This window comes from Brevibacterium permense, from assembly GCF_025506275.1.
Taxonomy (GTDB): Bacteria; Actinomycetota; Actinomycetes; order Actinomycetales; family Brevibacteriaceae; genus Brevibacterium; species Brevibacterium permense_A.
The window spans coordinates 61,457-76,196 of sequence record NZ_QYCP01000083.1; the positions used below are offsets into that span (position 1 = coordinate 61,457).

Below are 14,740 nucleotides of genomic sequence, written 5' to 3' on the forward strand. Positions count from 1 at the left end.
CTTCAGACTAACGAGGTCCCGGGCCCGTGCCAAGACGGATTCGGCAAGTGCGGAATCCGCACTCGCCCGGGCGGTCAGCGGAACTCGCGGGGATCCGCCGCAGGGTCGTTCTCGAGAGCAGTGATGAAGCTCCACGAATCGGGTCGCGAATCGTCGAGGTCATTGAATCCGTAGTGGACGGCCAATCCGTGGGTGTCCTGCGTCGTCGAATTGAAGCTGTGCCGGTCGGGATCGGCGGCCAGTGCGACAACGGAACGACCGAGCAGGTGAGGCGTCTCGGAGATCGCGAAATCGCGTGGCGGTTCGGTGCGGGTTTCGTCGAGCGAGTCGCGCATCCAGTCGTCCTCTGTGGTGCCGAAGTGATCGAGCATCATCTCCGATCGCAGCCAACCGGGGGTGATGGCAACGGCCGTCGCTTCCACCTTGTCGAGTTCGTGGCCGAGTCCGAAGGCCAGACGGCTCACAGCCGTCTTCGTGATGTCGAGGAAGATATTCTCCCGGTAGTGGCTTGCGTTGAACTCTGCGGTGCCGTCGGTGATCTCGATATGGAGACCGCCCGGATTCCGTGTGAGCAGGGGCAATGCAGCATGTGCGGTGTGCAGGTGAGTGAGCAGACCCGCCCGGAACAAGCGCATCTCGGTATCGAGTTCGGTCTCCCAGAACGGCGTGCCCCACTCGACGTAGGCTTCTCCCCCGATGTCGTTGACGAGGATGTCGAGACGCCCGTGGTCGGTTTCGATCTGGCCGATCACCTGTGAGATCCGGGCCGGATCGAGGTGATCACAGACGTGGGCTTCGGCCTGGCCGCCATCGCCGGTGATGAGGGCGGCGGTGTCTTCGATCGTCTCCGTGCGTCCGTAGTCGGAGCGACGCCCGTGGGTCGATCGGCCGGTGCAGTGGACGAAGGCGCCGGCGCGTGCGAGGTCACGGGCGATGGCGCGGCCGGCTCCTCGGGTGGCTCCGGCGACGAGGGCGACCTTGCCGCTCAGCGCACGTTGAGAGAACGGAGCGAAGTCGGCGGGGTCGGCGGCGTGAGTTGATTCCGGTGTCGGTGTATTCATGGGACCAGTCTCATCGGCTTCCGCTGACATCTCGTGTCAGTGTCCTTCTTTATTCTCGGAACTATGAAAGCTGCTCGCCTCGTTTCGGAGATCGTCATCCTCGGTGCGCGTTCTCGGCCGATCACGGCATCCGATCTCGCGGGACGTCTCGAGGTCACCGAGCGGACGATCTACCGTGACCTCGGTGAGCTGTCGCGGATGGGCGTTCCCGTCATCACCGAGGCGGGGCCCGGCGGCGGGATCAGCCTCCTCGGCGAATGGGTCTCGCCTGTGGCGGGTCTGACCCGGGACGAACTCGACTCCCTCCTCATCGGCTCCCCTGCTGCGGCCGATCTCGGCTTCTCGTCCACGTTGGCCACGGCCCGAGCGAAAGTCCTCACCGAATCGTCATCGGCATTCTCGCAGCTCATCCTCGTCGACGGGCCGGACTGGTTCATGGCCGAGGAGAATCCCGAGCAGCTCGACACCATCGTCACCGCACTGCGCACTCAGCGGGGACTGCAGGTCACATATCGCGGACGGAACGGTCTGCGATCGCGCGCGCTTCTGCCTCTGGGACTCGTCGTCAAGGCCGGTCGCTGGTATCTCGCGGCTCAGCCGCCGGGAGGCAGTCCCCGAACCTATCGAGTCTCACGGATCGGCTCGGCCGAGCTGCGATTCCTCCACTGCACTCCCCCATCTTCTTTCGACCTCGCGGGCTACTGGACGAGGGCGCTGGCCGAATTCGACGCCTCGATTCGCCGGACACTCGTGAGACTGCGACTGCCCGTGGCCCAGATCGACGACCTTCTGCGCGCGATTCCGGGCCGACTCACCGAGGACGCCGTCAACACGGGGCGGACAGATCGCGACACCCTCGAGATCGACATTCCGATGGAACCCGACGAGGTGGCCGTCAGCCAGCTCGTCACCGTGCCCGGGGTCGAAGTGCTCTCACCAAAACAGCTCCGCCGCGACCTGCACGATCATGCACGGGCCGCGGCGGAGCTCAATGAGTGAAGTGAGCAGTCAGCAGCTCACAGCCCGGGTCACTGCACTTCGTACTTGCCGTTGATCTGCCCGGCGCCGACGCCGCCGACGGCCTCCATGGCAGCCTTGGACAGGTCGAAGCACCGATTGCCGTGGTAGGGGCCGCGGTCGTTGACCCGCACCGTCACGGACTTTCCGTTCGCGCTGTTCGTGATCTTCACCTTGGAACCGAACGGCAGAGTCTTATGGGCCGCGGTGAGTTTGTTCGTATCGAACTTCTCACCGTTTGCAGTCGGACGGCCGTCGAATCCGTCACCGCCGCCGTAGTAGGACATGGGGCAGCTGCCGGATTCGCCGGTCGACTCGCCGGAGTTCGACGGTCCGTCGTTCTCACCCGCGGACCCGCCGCCGGTCGAGGCCTCATCCTTTTTGTCTGCGGTCTTCGACGGCTCGGGGCTGGGTGTCTCGATATGGGTGTCGATCGTGACTTCTGCGGGCTTCTCCTTGGCCTGTTTCTTCGCTTTGGCGAGGAATTCATCCGCGGCCTTCGTCGGTTCGGAGACGGCGACGGCGGGGGATTCGGCCGGCGCTTCCGCCACGACCTGGCCGCCCGTGGAGGAATCATTGGGCACCATTGCGAGGCTCGAAGCGACGACGGCTGCCGTTGCGGCGGTCGGCACGATGAAGGCGGAGAGCACCGGACGGGTGCGGACTGCTGCCAGCACTCCCCCGGCGGTGTTCTGGCGGTCGGTCGGTCCGTGGCGTCCAGTCTTCTTCTTCGCCGTCAGCGCTGAGAAGATCGAGCCGGTCTTCTTCGTGCTCGGTGCTGAGTGTCTGCCCACAGTGGTGTTCCTCGTCGTCATCAGAGAGTGTCTCGGCAACTCGGAGATGCGATGGGAAGACCTCTCGCTGCAGTGCGCTCGAGGAGAAACTCCAAGTTATCTGATCGTTATCTTCACAGATTCTAGTTAAGGAACTGTTACAAAAGCAATGTGGCACACCGGAACGGTGTGCCACACCGATGAGAGTCTGCTCACTACAGCATGTCCATGTGCCGCTGGTCCTCGGAATCTCGACGGGCGCGAGAGACGCAAGCCGATCCTGGTGAGCCGGTGATGGTCAGCGGGGCTTGCGCGTCACCAGCTTCCGGACGCCTTCGGCTCCTGTCGTCACGGTCTCCTGCGCTCGATCAAAGGCTCGTTCGACCTTGCCGCTGCGCACAGCATCATCGATCGCGTGCGAAACGCTTCCCAATGCACGGTTGACACCATTCTCGGTGGCTTCGATGAGGCGGGAGGTCGAAGTCGCCTCACGCACGTTCTTCACACCGGTGCTCGCAACGCTGTATGCGCGTCCGGCGGCCCGGCGGGCGCGTTCGGTCGGGGTTTTCGCGGTCGCGTCGATGACGTCGTCGGGTTCGATGGGTTCGCGGTGTGAGCTCATGGCTCCATCCTTGAACACAGCCTCGGTGAAATCAACACCCTGGTTAGGATTGGACCATGAATTCCCAGCGGGAGGTCATCGCGGACCCAGAGATCATCGCACACCGAGGTGGCCTGTGGCCGGGGATGAGCGAAAACACCCTCGAGGCCTTCGCCGCGGCGGCGGCGGCCGGAATCGAGTGGATGGAGACCGACGTCCACGCCTCCGCCGACGGTGTCCTCTTCGCCGCGCACGATGCCGACCTCAATCGCATCGCCGGGCTGTCCCTCACCATTCGCGAACTGCCGGCAGCCGAGCTCGACCACGTCGAACTCCTCGCGGGCGGTCGGCTCCCACGCCTCGAGTCGTTGGTGGAAGCACTGCCGGAGGTGCGATGGAACATCGATGTCAAGGCTGCCCACAGCATCGGCCCGATGATCCGCCTCGTTCACAATTTCCATGCTGCGAACCGAATCCGTCTCGCCTCATTCGATTCCGCAACGCTCCGACGGCTGCGCATGGCTCTGCCCGGTGTGCGGACGTCGACCGGAACGACGGAGACCGCCCTCTTCGCCCTCGGTCGGCTGCCGGGAGTTCCCGATCACGGGGTTGCTCCCCTCCCACCCGGAGCCGACGCCCTCCAGGTTCCGGTCTCGTTCAGACGGGTGCCTGTGGTGACTGCCGATTTCGTCGCGCGGGCTCACCGGTCAGGGCTGCTCGTCCACGTCTGGACGATCAATGACGAGGCGACGATGCGGTCGCTGCTCGATCTCGGAGTCGACGGAATCGTCACCGATGATGTCGAGCTCGGCCTCTCGGTGCTGGCAGGCCGGCACGGCTGAGTCGAGAATCCGGTCGAGGAATGGTTCCCTCCCGGTCGGCGAGGAATATTCGAGCACGGTAGACTGTTGCATTGCGTCCAAGGTGTGCAGTCGAGTCGGAAGGTCTTAGATATGAGCGAACGCAGTCTCCGCGGAACACAGTTGGGCTCGCGCAGCCTCGAAACCGAAGAGGGCGTCGAGCCGGCACCCCGCCAGATGGTCGAATTCGAATGCGAAGACGGGACCCGTTTCAAGGTGCCGTTCTCCATCGAAGCCGAGGTCCCCTCGACCTGGGATTCGGGAATCCACGGCATCGGTGTCCGCGTCGGAGTCAACGAACCCGATGGCGACCCCGTCAAGCATGTGCGTTCCCACTGGGACATGCTCCTGGAACGCCGATCCTTCGACGAACTCCAGGTGCTCCTGGACGAGCGCCTCGCAATCCGTCGCGGTGAGGTTCCGGCCAAGAGCTGAATCAGCCGCAACAGGAACCCAAAAGGGGTGCAGGTCAACAGACCTGCACCCCTTATTGCTACCTGACGGCGCAGCTGACTGCGGCGGCGACTCAGCCCCCAGCCGGCGACCTTCGTGAACGCTTCGGTGATGATCGAGCCGCTCATCTTCGATTCACCGAGCTCGCGTTCGACGAAGACGATGGGCACCTCGGTGACGCGGAAGCCGGCCTCCACGGTGCGGTAGGTCATGTCGATCTGGAAGCAGTATCCCTGCGACTGCACATCGGTGAGATCGAGTGCCTCCAGAACCGCGCGGTTGTACGCGCGGAAACCGGCGGTCGCGTCTTTGACTCCCAGACCCATGACCGCGTTGACGTACACGTTCGCGCCGCGGGAGAGGAAGTATCTCGACTTCGGCCAATCGACGATCTCTCCGCCGGGCACCCACCGTGAGCCGATGATGAGGTCCCCTCGTCCTTCTGCCGCGGCGTCGAGCAGCTGCCCCAGGTCAAGGGAACGGTGAGAACCGTCAGCATCGAACTCGCAGATGATCTCGTAGTCGCGGTCCAATGCCCATTCGAATCCAGCGATATAGGCCATTCCGAGGCCTGACTTCTCGCTGCGGTGGAGGACGTTGATGCGGGGATCCTTCTCAGCCTGCTCATCGACCCACTCGCCGGTTCCATCGGGAGAGCTGTCGTCGACGATGAGGACGTCGGCTTCGGGCTGCTGCTCGAACAGTCCGGCCAAAGTTACGGGGAGGGCGAGACGTTCGTTGAAAGTGGGGATGACGACAAGAATCTTGGAAAGCACGGACTCCACGATACGCGGTAGTCGCCCCAGACAATGAGTCGACACCCCCGCCTTCGGACCACGCTGCCGCGGCAGCGAGTTATCTATTGACGGGAGTGCCGACTCCATCCCACTTCAAGCGGAATGTTCACGTCGAATCTAGTGGCCCACAGAGACTTTGCAAAATCGCTGTGACCTGCGCTGATGGCTGAAACTGCAGGTCAGAGGCTCAATCAAAAAACCGAAATTTTCAGTCCATCGGCGTGTCGACTGGACAGACCGAGGCGTCGGTTTCGGATCAGAGTTCCACCCGAGTGGGCAGCGCCACATCGGGAGACAGTTCGGGCAGCCCAGGCGTTCCCGACCGCGGGTCGGTGCTCCAGGCTGCGACGCGCGGGTCAGCGACCTGAACGACGAGCCGTTCGACCTTCCAGCGCACGATATCGGCATCGGCACCGGGGGCGAGCACTCCGCCTTCGGGATTTCCGGCCGCCCTGTGGGCGAAGCGGGTTGCAGCGTTGAAGGCCGCACGGGCGCCGATTCCTCCGTCGCCGACGACGGCATCCCGCACTCCTGCCCAGGGCGAGGTCTCGGAATGGCTGAAGGACACCTGCGCTCCCGAGGCAAGCAGCTGAGCCAGGGGCTGCGGGCGAGCCGGGTCGACGGTGATGGCGATTCCGCTGCGGCCGAGGGCTTGGACCTGATCGTCCGGAACGGCGAAGTCCAGGCGCAGACGGTACCCGTGGCGTTGGGCATGAGCGGGATCAGCCCGCAGAGTCTCGAGCACCTCGGTGAGCTGGTCGTCCGAGTCGACGAGGATGAAGAGGCTCAGTGCCGGCAGCTCCTCGAGTCCGAGCAGGTCAGCGGCGGTGATCGAGGCGCGACGGGACCCAACGGAACCGGAGTCCAGCTGCGGGTAGTCGACGATCGACAGTGCCTCCGGAGCGTCGGCGGCGAACCGGGCGACCGCCTCGGCGGTGCCGATCGCGTGCACATGAGTGAATCCCTGCGCGTACAGGTCGGCTGCCGACGGGGCCGAGTCGTCCACGATCAGCCCGGCGTGGACGAAGCCCGGGGTGAGGAAGTCCTCACCGAGGTCGATCGCCTCCGGGTCCAGAGCCTTGGCCGCTTCATCGGAGCCGATGAACGAGACCTTTCCGTCTGCATATCCCAGCGCCGTCGCAAACGGGTCGACACTGCTGTAAACATCTCCGCCAAAGCACATAGTCACAGCCGACAGGCTACACCGTCGGCCGTTGCGGCTACACCTGTGTCAGCAGGGTCGGGTATCGTCATCGATTGTGAAGCCCTTGGTTCTGCTCGATACTCCAGCCCTGTACTACCGCGCCTTCTATTCGGTGCCGGATTCGATCGTCAATGCCGACGGTCACCCGGTCAACGCCGTACGAGGGGTGCTCGACACCGTCGCCCAGATGGTGCGCCGGTTCGACACCGATCGTGTGATCGCGACGATGGACGCGGATTGGCGTCCGGCCTTCCGCACCGCGGTCATGCCCGAGTACAAGGCGGCACGCGTCAAGGATGAGGAAGCCGGCACGGAGATCCCCCCGGAGCTGGCCGTGCAGCTGCCGATCATGAAACGCGTCCTCACGGCCGCGGGGATTCCCATCGCCGAGGTGGCCGGGACCGAAGCCGATGACGTCATCGCCACGATGGCCGCCCAGTCGAGAACCCCTGTGGTCATCGTCTCCCCCGACCGCGATCTGTTGGCTCTGCTCGACTCGTCCGCCGAAGTCAGCGTACTGCGCCCCCGGAAAGGCGGCGAGTGGGAAGCCCTGGCGCAGACCGACCTGCCGACGGCCTACGGAGTGCCCGACGGCGCCCGCTACCGCGAGCTCGCCGCTCTGCGCGGCGATCCGTCCGACGGGCTTCCCGGCGCACCTGGCATCGGGGAGAAGACCGCCGCGACCCTGCTGGAGAACTTCGGCTCCCTCGAATCGATCGTGAAGGCCGCCAAGGCCGGGGTGAAGACCGGCGGGCTCAGTCCGAAGCGAGCCGCAACGATCATCGAGGTCGAGGAGAGTCTGTACAAGACTCTGGAGGTCATGCGCTGCCTGACCGACGTCGATCACGGCATCGACCTCGACACCGTCCCGAACAGCTTCGACCGCGACGCGGTCGAGGGCGCGGCCGAGGGGCAGAACATCCGCCGCTCCGTCGACAATCTCATCGGTGCTCTCGAATCCGTATCGGGGACCGCCGGTGCGGCATCAGCACAACCCGCGGCACCTGGACGCACAGCGACAGCGTCCCCGCCACCCAAGTCTGCCGAGTCGGCTGAGTCGACGGCCCGGAGCGGGAACGCCGGTTCGTGGCCTCAGTCGCGGCTCGTCGGCTTCGACCTCGAGACCACCGGAGTCGAACCGGCCACTGCCCGCATCGTCACCGCCGCCTTCGTCGATGCGGCGGATCAGGTGCGCACGTGGCTGGCCGATCCGGGGATCGAGATTCCCGAATCGGCGCGGGCGGTCCACGGCATCACCACCGAATTCGCTCAGGCAAACGGAGCGACCGCCACTCAGGTCATCAGCGAGCTGTGCGCAGAATTCGCCGCACTGAGAGAAGAGGGCGCCGTCATCGTGGGGCACAACGTCGTCTACGACCTCAGTGTGATGGCCGCCGAGGTGGCCCGCCACCGCCCGGACATCGATTTCCCCTCGATCATCCCGACGATCGTCGACACCTTCGTCGTCGACAAGCACATCGATCCCTACCGTAAGGGCAAAAGGACGCTCATAGAGACGGCGAAGACCTACCGCGTCGAACTCCTCGACGCCCATGATGCTGCCGCCGACGCTCTGGCGGCTCTGGACATTTCCCGAGCATTGGCCGAAAAGTCCACGGAAATCTCGGCGCTGAGCAACGATGAGATCATGGCCGCACAGGCCGATTGGAAGCGCTCACAGGCCGCTGGGCTGCAGGCCTGGCTACGGCAGAAGGGCAATGCCGAGGCCGTCGTCGACGGTTCGTGGCCCATGTCCTGAGCGCTAGACTCGACACCGACGTACAAACGACGAAGGACGACAATGGGATTCTTTTCTCGCCTGCTCAACCGACCCGGCTCTCATGCGGAGAAGACGACAGGTTGGTTCGAGCGCGCCGTCGACGATCTGGACGCGGCCGGGCGCGAATTCTCCGAGCTCAGCGATGCCGAACTCACGGAAGCTGCCGGCGAGGTATTCGCTTCGGGCACCCAGCAGCAGACTTTCATCCGCTACTGCGCTCTGGCGCGCGAAGCCGGTGAGCGGGTTCTGGACGAGCGCGCCTATGACACACAGCTTCGCGGACTCATCGGCCTGCTGCAGGGCAGCATCGTGCAGATGGCCACCGGTGAGGGCAAGACTCTTGTCGGTGCGCTGGCCGCAGCCGGCTACGCACTGCAGGGGCGACGCGTTCACGTCGTCAGCGTCAACGACTATCTCGCCGTCCGTGACCGCAACTGGATGAAGCCCCTGTTCGACCTCCTCGGGGTGAAGTCGGCCGCGATCTCCGGCGCGCAGGGCGATGACGAACGCCGTGAAGCCTACCGCTCCGAGGTCGTCTACGCCTCGGTCACCGAGGTCGGCTTCGATGTCCTCCGTGACCGGTTCCTGACAGAGGATGCCGATCAGCGGGTTCCCGAACGCGATGTCGTCATCGTCGATGAGGCCGACTCCGTGCTCATCGACGAAGCGCGTGTGCCGCTCGTCCTCGCCGGATCGTCCAGCGTCCAGGACACCGACGCCGCCATCGCAGCGCTCGTGTCCCGACTCAGCCCCGACACCGACTATGAGGTCAGCGCCGACAGGCACGCCGTCTCACTCACCGACGCCGGAGTCGACCGGGTCGAGGAGGAACTCGACGTCGAACTCTTCGGAGAGGACTCCGAGACGCTCGCCGCCGTCAATCTGGCACTCCATGCCCGAGCGCTGGTCAGACGCGACGTCGACTATCTCGTCGTCGATGGACGGATCAAACTCATCTCCTCCTCCCGAGGTCGCGTCGCCGAACTCCAGCGCTGGCCGGACGGACTCCAAGCTGCGGTCGAAGCCAAGGAGAGCCTCGACGCCACCGACAGCGGTGAGATCCTCGACCAGATGACGGTCGAAGAACTCATCCACGGATATCAGACCGTCTGCGGAATGACCGGCACCGCTCTGGCTGTCGGGGACGATCTGCGCGAATTCTATGGGCTGGAGATCGTGCCCATCGATACGCACCTGCCCGTGATCCGCGTCGACGAACCCGACCGCCTGTTCACCTATCAGGAGTCGAAGGAACGAGCGATCGTCGAAGAGGTCGCCGACCATCATGCCCGCAGCCGTCCCGTTCTCATCGGCACCTCCTCGGTGGCCGAGAGCGAGTCGTTGGCCGAACGGCTGACCGAACGCGGAATCGACGTCGCCGTCCTCAACGCCAAGGACGATTCCCGGGAAGCAGAGATCATCGCGAAAGCCGGTGCACCCGGTGCGGTGACGGTGTCGACGCAGATGGCCGGACGCGGAACGGACATCCGACTGGCCGACGACGAGGTCGCTGACGCCGGGGGCCTCCTCGTCATCGGTGCCGGTCGCTATCCGTCATCGCGACTCGATGACCAGCTGCGCGGTCGCGCGGGTCGTCAGGGCGATCCCGGCACGTCCGTGTTCTTCACCAGCCTCGAAGACGAACTGGTCACCAGGGTTCCCGAGATCCAACGCTTCGTCTCCGAAGGTGATGAGACAGGTCTCATCGAATCCAAGCGCGCGCTCGGCCTCGTCGAACACGCTCAGCGCATCGCTGAGGGACAGAACACCGCACTGCATCGTGACACCTGGCGCTTCAATGAGCTCATGGCCAAACAGCGCGAGCTCGTCCTCGAGCGCCGAGCCGAGATCCGCAAGGACGACGAGCCCGTCGAGCAGCTGCGCAAGGAGCTCGGCGACCGTGCCGATGAGATCGCGCAGGACCACTCCGAAGAGCTGCTGGACTCGGTGCTGCGAGAGGTCATGCTCTTCCACCTCGACGCGCGTTGGGTCGATCACCTCGCCTTCCTCAACGATCTGCGTGAGGGCATCCACCTGCGCACATTCGCCAGGGAGAAGCCGCACGAGGCGTTCAACACCGAGTCGATCCGGGTCTTCTCATCGTTCTGGTCCGATGTCATCGACGATTCGAAGTCGACGGTCGAGGAAGCGACGATCACCGATGAGGGAATCGACCTCGAGTCGCACGGACTCAAACGCCCGTCGTCGACGTGGACCTACCTGACGACGGAGAACGCGTTCGGCTCCGATATCGAGAACATCGTCAAGAAGGTCCGTCGCTGAGACGATGACGCTGCGTCTGCACTCCCCCGGCGGAGAGCGCAGACGCGGTGACGCTCAGGAGTCGGCGACGACTCCGCGACGAATGGCTTCGATGGTGCGACGAACGCGCACTGCGGTCTCCGCGTCGATGACCTCAGCGACCTGACCGAGCAGATCGAGGCTCTGTTTGGCCCATCTGACGAAGTCACCGGCAGCGATATCACTGCCCCGCAGTGATTCCGACAGGGTTTTGCCTTCTGTCCACCGGTACATCGGTCTGATCAGCCCACGGTCCGGTTCGTCAGTCGTGGTCAGAGCATGCTGTTCTTCGAGGTGGAAGAGCCGACGCCAGATCGTCTCCGATTCATCGCAGACAGCCTTGAGGTCGGCGCTCGGTGCCCGATGTGCGGTCAGGGTGTCCCTGCGCGACTGGAACACGAAGATCGAGGCGTAGGCTGCAAGTTCCGGCTCATTGAGTCTGTCCCACAATCCGGCGCGAATCGTCAGTGCCACCAGGAGATCCCGTTCGCCGTAGATCCGCCGCAGCATCGTCGAGTGCTCGGGATCGAACCCGAGCCCGCGCAGCACATCCTGGACACGGTCGAACACCAGAGCGATCGAGGTGGTGCGGCCTTCGATCCGGGCGATGAGCGAATCGTTCTCCCGGACGAGCTTGTCCGCACGGTTGGCCCATCGGGCGTGGACTTCCCGATCCGGGCAGTAGTGACAGGGATGTGCCCGCATCTGTGCCTGGAGTTCGGCGACAGTGGTGCTCTCCCCCTGATGCTGTCGGGTCGATTGCCAATGGGCCTCCGCATCGACCCTGCCGTCGGCAACAGCGGCTTCGAGGATGGACAGCAGCTGCCTGCGATCGCCTGCCTGCCGGTGGTTGAACTTCTTCGGCACTCGGACGCGCCCCTGGGAGGCGACGGGTTCGGTCACCTCGTGGGGTCGCAGATGCCACACCTTGCCCTGCTCTGTCAGGACGGTGGGCAGTCGCGAGACACCGTCCTTGTTGCTCATCGGATTGATGATGACTGCGCGACCGCCGACCCGTTTGGCCGGCATCGTGACGACATCGCCGATCTTGAGTGCGGTGAGGGATTCGACGATGTCGCGCTGCCTGTTCCGCGACTTCGTCCGGGTCTCCTGCTTCTGGGTGTCCGAGAGAGCCCGGCGCAGTCCGGCGTATTCGGAGAAGTCACCGAGATCGCAGTGCATGGACTTCTCGTACGCCTCGATCGTGGCTTCGTTCTTGCGCACCTTCCGCGCCAGGCCGACGACGGCCTTATCGGCCTGGAACTGGGCGAAGGAGGTCTCGAGCACCTTGGCTGCCTCGTCCGAACTCATTCGCGACAGCAGATTCGCCGTCATGTTGTAGGTCGGCCCGAACGCCGAATTCAGTGCGTAAGAGCGGTTCGAGGCCAAGGCTGCCAGCTCGCTGACCTCGATGGTCGGGTGCCACACCACGACCGAATGGCCGATGCGGTCGATTCCGCGGCGACCTGCCCGCCCGGTCAGCTGGGTGTACTCCCCCGGAGTGATCATCACATGTGCTTCGCCGTTGAACTTCACGAGCTTCTCGAGCACGACGGTGCGCGCAGGCATGTTGATGCCCAGCGCCAGCGTCTCCGTGGCGAAGACGACCTTGATGATTCCCTGCGAGAACAGCTCCTCGACGAGCTGTTTGAACTGCGGGATCATCCCCGCATGGTGCGCGGCAACTCCGAGCAGCAGACCCTCGCGGAAGGTGTGATAGCCGAGGATGCCGAGGTCTTCGTCGGCGAGATCGTCGCGCAGCGACTCGAGAGCGGCATTGACGATCGTCTTCTCCTCCCGAGAGTTCAGATCGGTGCCCGTGCCCAGATACTGTTCGACGGCTTCATCGCAGCCATTGCGGGAGAAGATGAACATGATCGCCGGGAGCATGGCCGCCTCGGCGAGAGATGCCACAACCTGAGTGCGGCTGGGACGGCGGAATCGGGCACGGGTGGCACGTGCGCGCTTCGACCGCGGTCCCCCGTGTGTGCGAGTGGCGTGGTTGAGTGCCGGATCGATGCGGTCGGAATCACTGTGCGTGAACAGGTCGTACATCCGATGGCCGACCAGGACGTGATTGACCAGCGGCACCGGCCGGTGACTCGTGGATACGATCGTCGTCGGTCCCCGGACTTCACGCAGCCAGGCCCCGAACTCCTCCACATTCGACACCGTCGCCGACAGAGACACCATCTGCACACGGTCCGGCAGGTGGATGATGACCTCTTCCCACACCGGCCCGCGGAACCGGTCGGCGAGGTAGTGGACTTCGTCGAGGACGACGAATCCGAGGTCCGAGAGACCAGACACGTCGTTGTAGAGCATATTGCGCAGCACTTCGGTGGTCATCACGATGATCGGCGCATCGCGGCGGATCGACGTGTCGCCGGTGAGCAGCCCGACGTTCTCCGCCCCATGGACTTCTGCGAGGTCATTGAACTTCTGATTGCTCAGCGCCTTGATCGGGGTAGTGTAGAAGACCCGTTTGCCCTCGCCGCGGGCCAATTCCACAGCGAACTCCGCGATGAGCGTCTTGCCGGCACCGGTCGGCGCTGTGACCAGCACGTCCTCGCCGTCCTGCAGATGACTGCAGGCTTCGACCTGGAAGTCATCGAGGGCGAACTCGGTGCGCTCCATGAACTGTCCCAAGGGAGTGCGGGCGAATTCCGCACGCGCCTTGAAATCGGCATAGGCGGCCGAGGGGCTCAGCGGTTCTTCGGCAGAAGTGTCGGACGAAAGCGGCGTAGGGTCAGTCATTCTTCTCTTCGTCGGTCAGTTCGTCCTCGTCGACCCACAGGCCCTGCGCGATCAGGCGCTTCTTACGTCGGCGATCATTGAAGACACAGATCACCCACGCCAGGCAGAACAAGGTCATCATGGGGATGACGAGGAAGAACATGGACATGGCATCCGGAGTCGGGGTGGCGATCGCGGCGAACAGGAAGACGAGCATGACGATGATGCGCCACGATTTCTTGATCCTCTCCGCCGACAGGATTCCGAGCATGTTGAGTCCCACCATGAGCACGGGAAGGACGAACGCGAGTCCGAAGACGACGATGATGATCATCACGAAGCTCAGGTAATCCTGTGCCGGGATGATGTTCGTGCCGCCCTCGGGGGTGAACGAGGTCAGTGCCTTCACCGCATTGGGCAGAGCGAAGAACGCCATGGTCGACCCGGCCAGGAACAGCGGAATCGCTGCCCCGAGGAATCCGAGGGAGTACAGCTTCTCCTTGCGCTTCAGTCCCGGGACGATGAAGGCCCAGACCTCATAGAGCCAGATGGGGCAGGAGAGGAAGAGACCGATGAAGAACGAGAGTTTGATCTTCAGGTCGAAGGGAGAGGCGACTCCGGCGAAGTTGATCTCGGCCATCCGTCCGCCGTTGTCACGGATCGTCCGGATCGGCTCTTGGAGGATGTCGAGGACAGGGTCGTAGAGGAACCAGCCTGCCACCGCGCCCAGAGCGATGGCGATGGCGGAGATGATGACGCGATTGCGCAACTCGACGAGGTGCCCGACGACGGGCATCTTCTTCTCAGGATTGCTCTTCCGTGATCGAGATGGCTTCCGCTGGCTGTTCTCTTTCACTTCTCGTGAGACTGCGGGTCCTGCTTCTCTCGCCGCGACTCCTCGGATCCAGTGGTTTCACCGGTGGCCGTGGTGGAATCGGTCGAGGAGTTCTGGTTGAGCGCTCCCGGCTCGGTGGTCTTGCCGGATTCGTCGTCGTCGCGCAGGTCCTTGACTTCGGACTTGAAGATCTTCATCGACTGTCCCAGGCTTCGGGCCAGCTGCGGCAGTTTGGGTGCGCCGAAGATGATCACGATGATGAGGATCACGATCGCGATCTGCACGAAACTTGGTCTCATGGGGAGCTCCTTGGATTGTTGAT

General features: G+C 63.9%; 12 protein-coding genes and 1 pseudogene. 5 read left to right on the forward strand and 8 right to left on the reverse strand.

The window, feature by feature from the left end:
• Positions 1-74: 74 nt before the first annotated feature.
• Positions 75-1,061: an SDR family oxidoreductase gene (locus tag D3I60_RS07585; RefSeq protein WP_262775523.1), complete on the reverse strand. Its 987-nt coding sequence runs from the start codon at positions 1,059-1,061 to the stop codon at positions 75-77.
• A gap of 63 nt (positions 1,062-1,124) precedes the next feature.
• Here D3I60_RS07585 and D3I60_RS07590 point away from each other — a divergent pair, with 63 nt between their 5' ends.
• Positions 1,125-2,060, forward strand: a complete 936-nt coding sequence (locus D3I60_RS07590; protein ID WP_262775524.1) for a helix-turn-helix transcriptional regulator — start codon at positions 1,125-1,127, stop codon at positions 2,058-2,060.
• Between the two features lie 29 nt (positions 2,061-2,089).
• Here D3I60_RS07590 and D3I60_RS07595 read toward each other — a convergent pair whose 3' ends face one another.
• On the reverse strand, positions 2,090-2,872 hold the full coding sequence (locus D3I60_RS07595) for a septal ring lytic transglycosylase RlpA family protein (protein ID WP_262775525.1): 783 nt from the start codon (positions 2,870-2,872) through the stop codon (positions 2,090-2,092).
• A gap of 277 nt (positions 2,873-3,149) precedes the next feature.
• On the reverse strand, positions 3,150-3,473 hold the full coding sequence (locus D3I60_RS07600) for a hypothetical protein (protein WP_262775526.1): 324 nt from the start codon (positions 3,471-3,473) through the stop codon (positions 3,150-3,152).
• 56 nt (positions 3,474-3,529) lie between these two features.
• On the opposite strand from D3I60_RS07600, the gene D3I60_RS07605 reads away from it, so the two are divergent.
• Positions 3,530-4,294, forward strand: coding sequence for a glycerophosphodiester phosphodiesterase family protein (locus D3I60_RS07605; protein ID WP_262775527.1), 765 nt, complete (start codon positions 3,530-3,532; stop codon positions 4,292-4,294).
• A 111-nt stretch (positions 4,295-4,405) separates the two neighbouring features.
• On the forward strand, positions 4,406-4,747 hold the full coding sequence (locus tag D3I60_RS07610) for an RNA polymerase-binding protein RbpA (RefSeq protein ID WP_262775528.1): 342 nt from the start codon (positions 4,406-4,408) through the stop codon (positions 4,745-4,747).
• 338 nt (positions 4,748-5,085) lie between these two features.
• Here the strand turns inward: D3I60_RS07610 and D3I60_RS19495 are convergent.
• Positions 5,086-5,649: pseudogene (locus D3I60_RS19495) on the reverse strand (glycosyltransferase); the annotation flags it as partial.
• 169 nt (positions 5,650-5,818) lie between these two features.
• Positions 5,819-6,745, reverse strand: a complete 927-nt coding sequence (locus D3I60_RS07620; RefSeq protein WP_262775564.1) for a metal-dependent hydrolase — start codon at positions 6,743-6,745, stop codon at positions 5,819-5,821.
• 76 nt (positions 6,746-6,821) lie between these two features.
• On the opposite strand from D3I60_RS07620, the gene D3I60_RS07625 reads away from it, so the two are divergent.
• Positions 6,822-8,525, forward strand: coding sequence for a 5'-3' exonuclease H3TH domain-containing protein (locus tag D3I60_RS07625; RefSeq protein ID WP_262775529.1), 1,704 nt, complete (start codon positions 6,822-6,824; stop codon positions 8,523-8,525).
• Positions 8,526-8,567: 42 nt separating this feature from the next.
• Positions 8,568-10,829, forward strand: a complete 2,262-nt coding sequence (gene secA2, locus D3I60_RS07630) for an accessory Sec system translocase SecA2 (protein ID WP_262775530.1) — start codon at positions 8,568-8,570, stop codon at positions 10,827-10,829.
• 54 nt (positions 10,830-10,883) lie between these two features.
• Here the strand turns inward: secA2 and D3I60_RS07635 are convergent, their stop codons facing one another.
• From D3I60_RS07635 to tatA, 3 genes are read right to left on the reverse strand one after another with little or no spacing between them, the layout of a single operon-like run.
• Positions 10,884-13,604, reverse strand: a complete 2,721-nt coding sequence (locus tag D3I60_RS07635) for a DEAD/DEAH box helicase (protein WP_262775531.1) — start codon at positions 13,602-13,604, stop codon at positions 10,884-10,886.
• On the reverse strand, positions 13,597-14,439 hold the full coding sequence (gene tatC / locus D3I60_RS07640) for a twin-arginine translocase subunit TatC (protein WP_308423766.1): 843 nt from the start codon (positions 14,437-14,439) through the stop codon (positions 13,597-13,599). Before tatC ends, D3I60_RS07635 begins: the two co-directional genes overlap by 8 nt.
• Entirely contained in the window at positions 14,436-14,717 is a 282-nt protein-coding gene (gene tatA / locus D3I60_RS07645) for a Sec-independent protein translocase subunit TatA (protein ID WP_262775532.1), read from the reverse strand. The genes tatC and tatA overlap by 4 nt, the downstream gene beginning before the upstream one ends.
• Positions 14,718-14,740: the final 23 nt, after the last annotated feature.

Coding starts and splice junctions, on each gene's coding strand:
- D3I60_RS07585 (WP_262775523.1), bottom strand. CDS start 1,061: ATGAATACACCGACACCGGAATCAACTCACGCCGCCGACCCCGCCGAC.
- D3I60_RS07590 (WP_262775524.1), top strand. CDS start 1,125: ATGAAAGCTGCTCGCCTCGTTTCGGAGATCGTCATCCTCGGTGCGCGT.
- D3I60_RS07600 (WP_262775526.1), bottom strand. CDS start 3,473: ATGAGCTCACACCGCGAACCCATCGAACCCGACGACGTCATCGACGCG.
- D3I60_RS07605 (WP_262775527.1), top strand. CDS start 3,530: ATGAATTCCCAGCGGGAGGTCATCGCGGACCCAGAGATCATCGCACAC.
- D3I60_RS07610 (WP_262775528.1), top strand. CDS start 4,406: ATGAGCGAACGCAGTCTCCGCGGAACACAGTTGGGCTCGCGCAGCCTC.
- D3I60_RS07620 (WP_262775564.1), bottom strand. CDS start 6,745: ATGTGCTTTGGCGGAGATGTTTACAGCAGTGTCGACCCGTTTGCGACG.
- secA2 (WP_262775530.1), top strand. CDS start 8,568: ATGGGATTCTTTTCTCGCCTGCTCAACCGACCCGGCTCTCATGCGGAG.
- D3I60_RS07635 (WP_262775531.1), bottom strand. CDS start 13,604: ATGACTGACCCTACGCCGCTTTCGTCCGACACTTCTGCCGAAGAACCG.
- tatA (WP_262775532.1), bottom strand. CDS start 14,717: ATGAGACCAAGTTTCGTGCAGATCGCGATCGTGATCCTCATCATCGTG.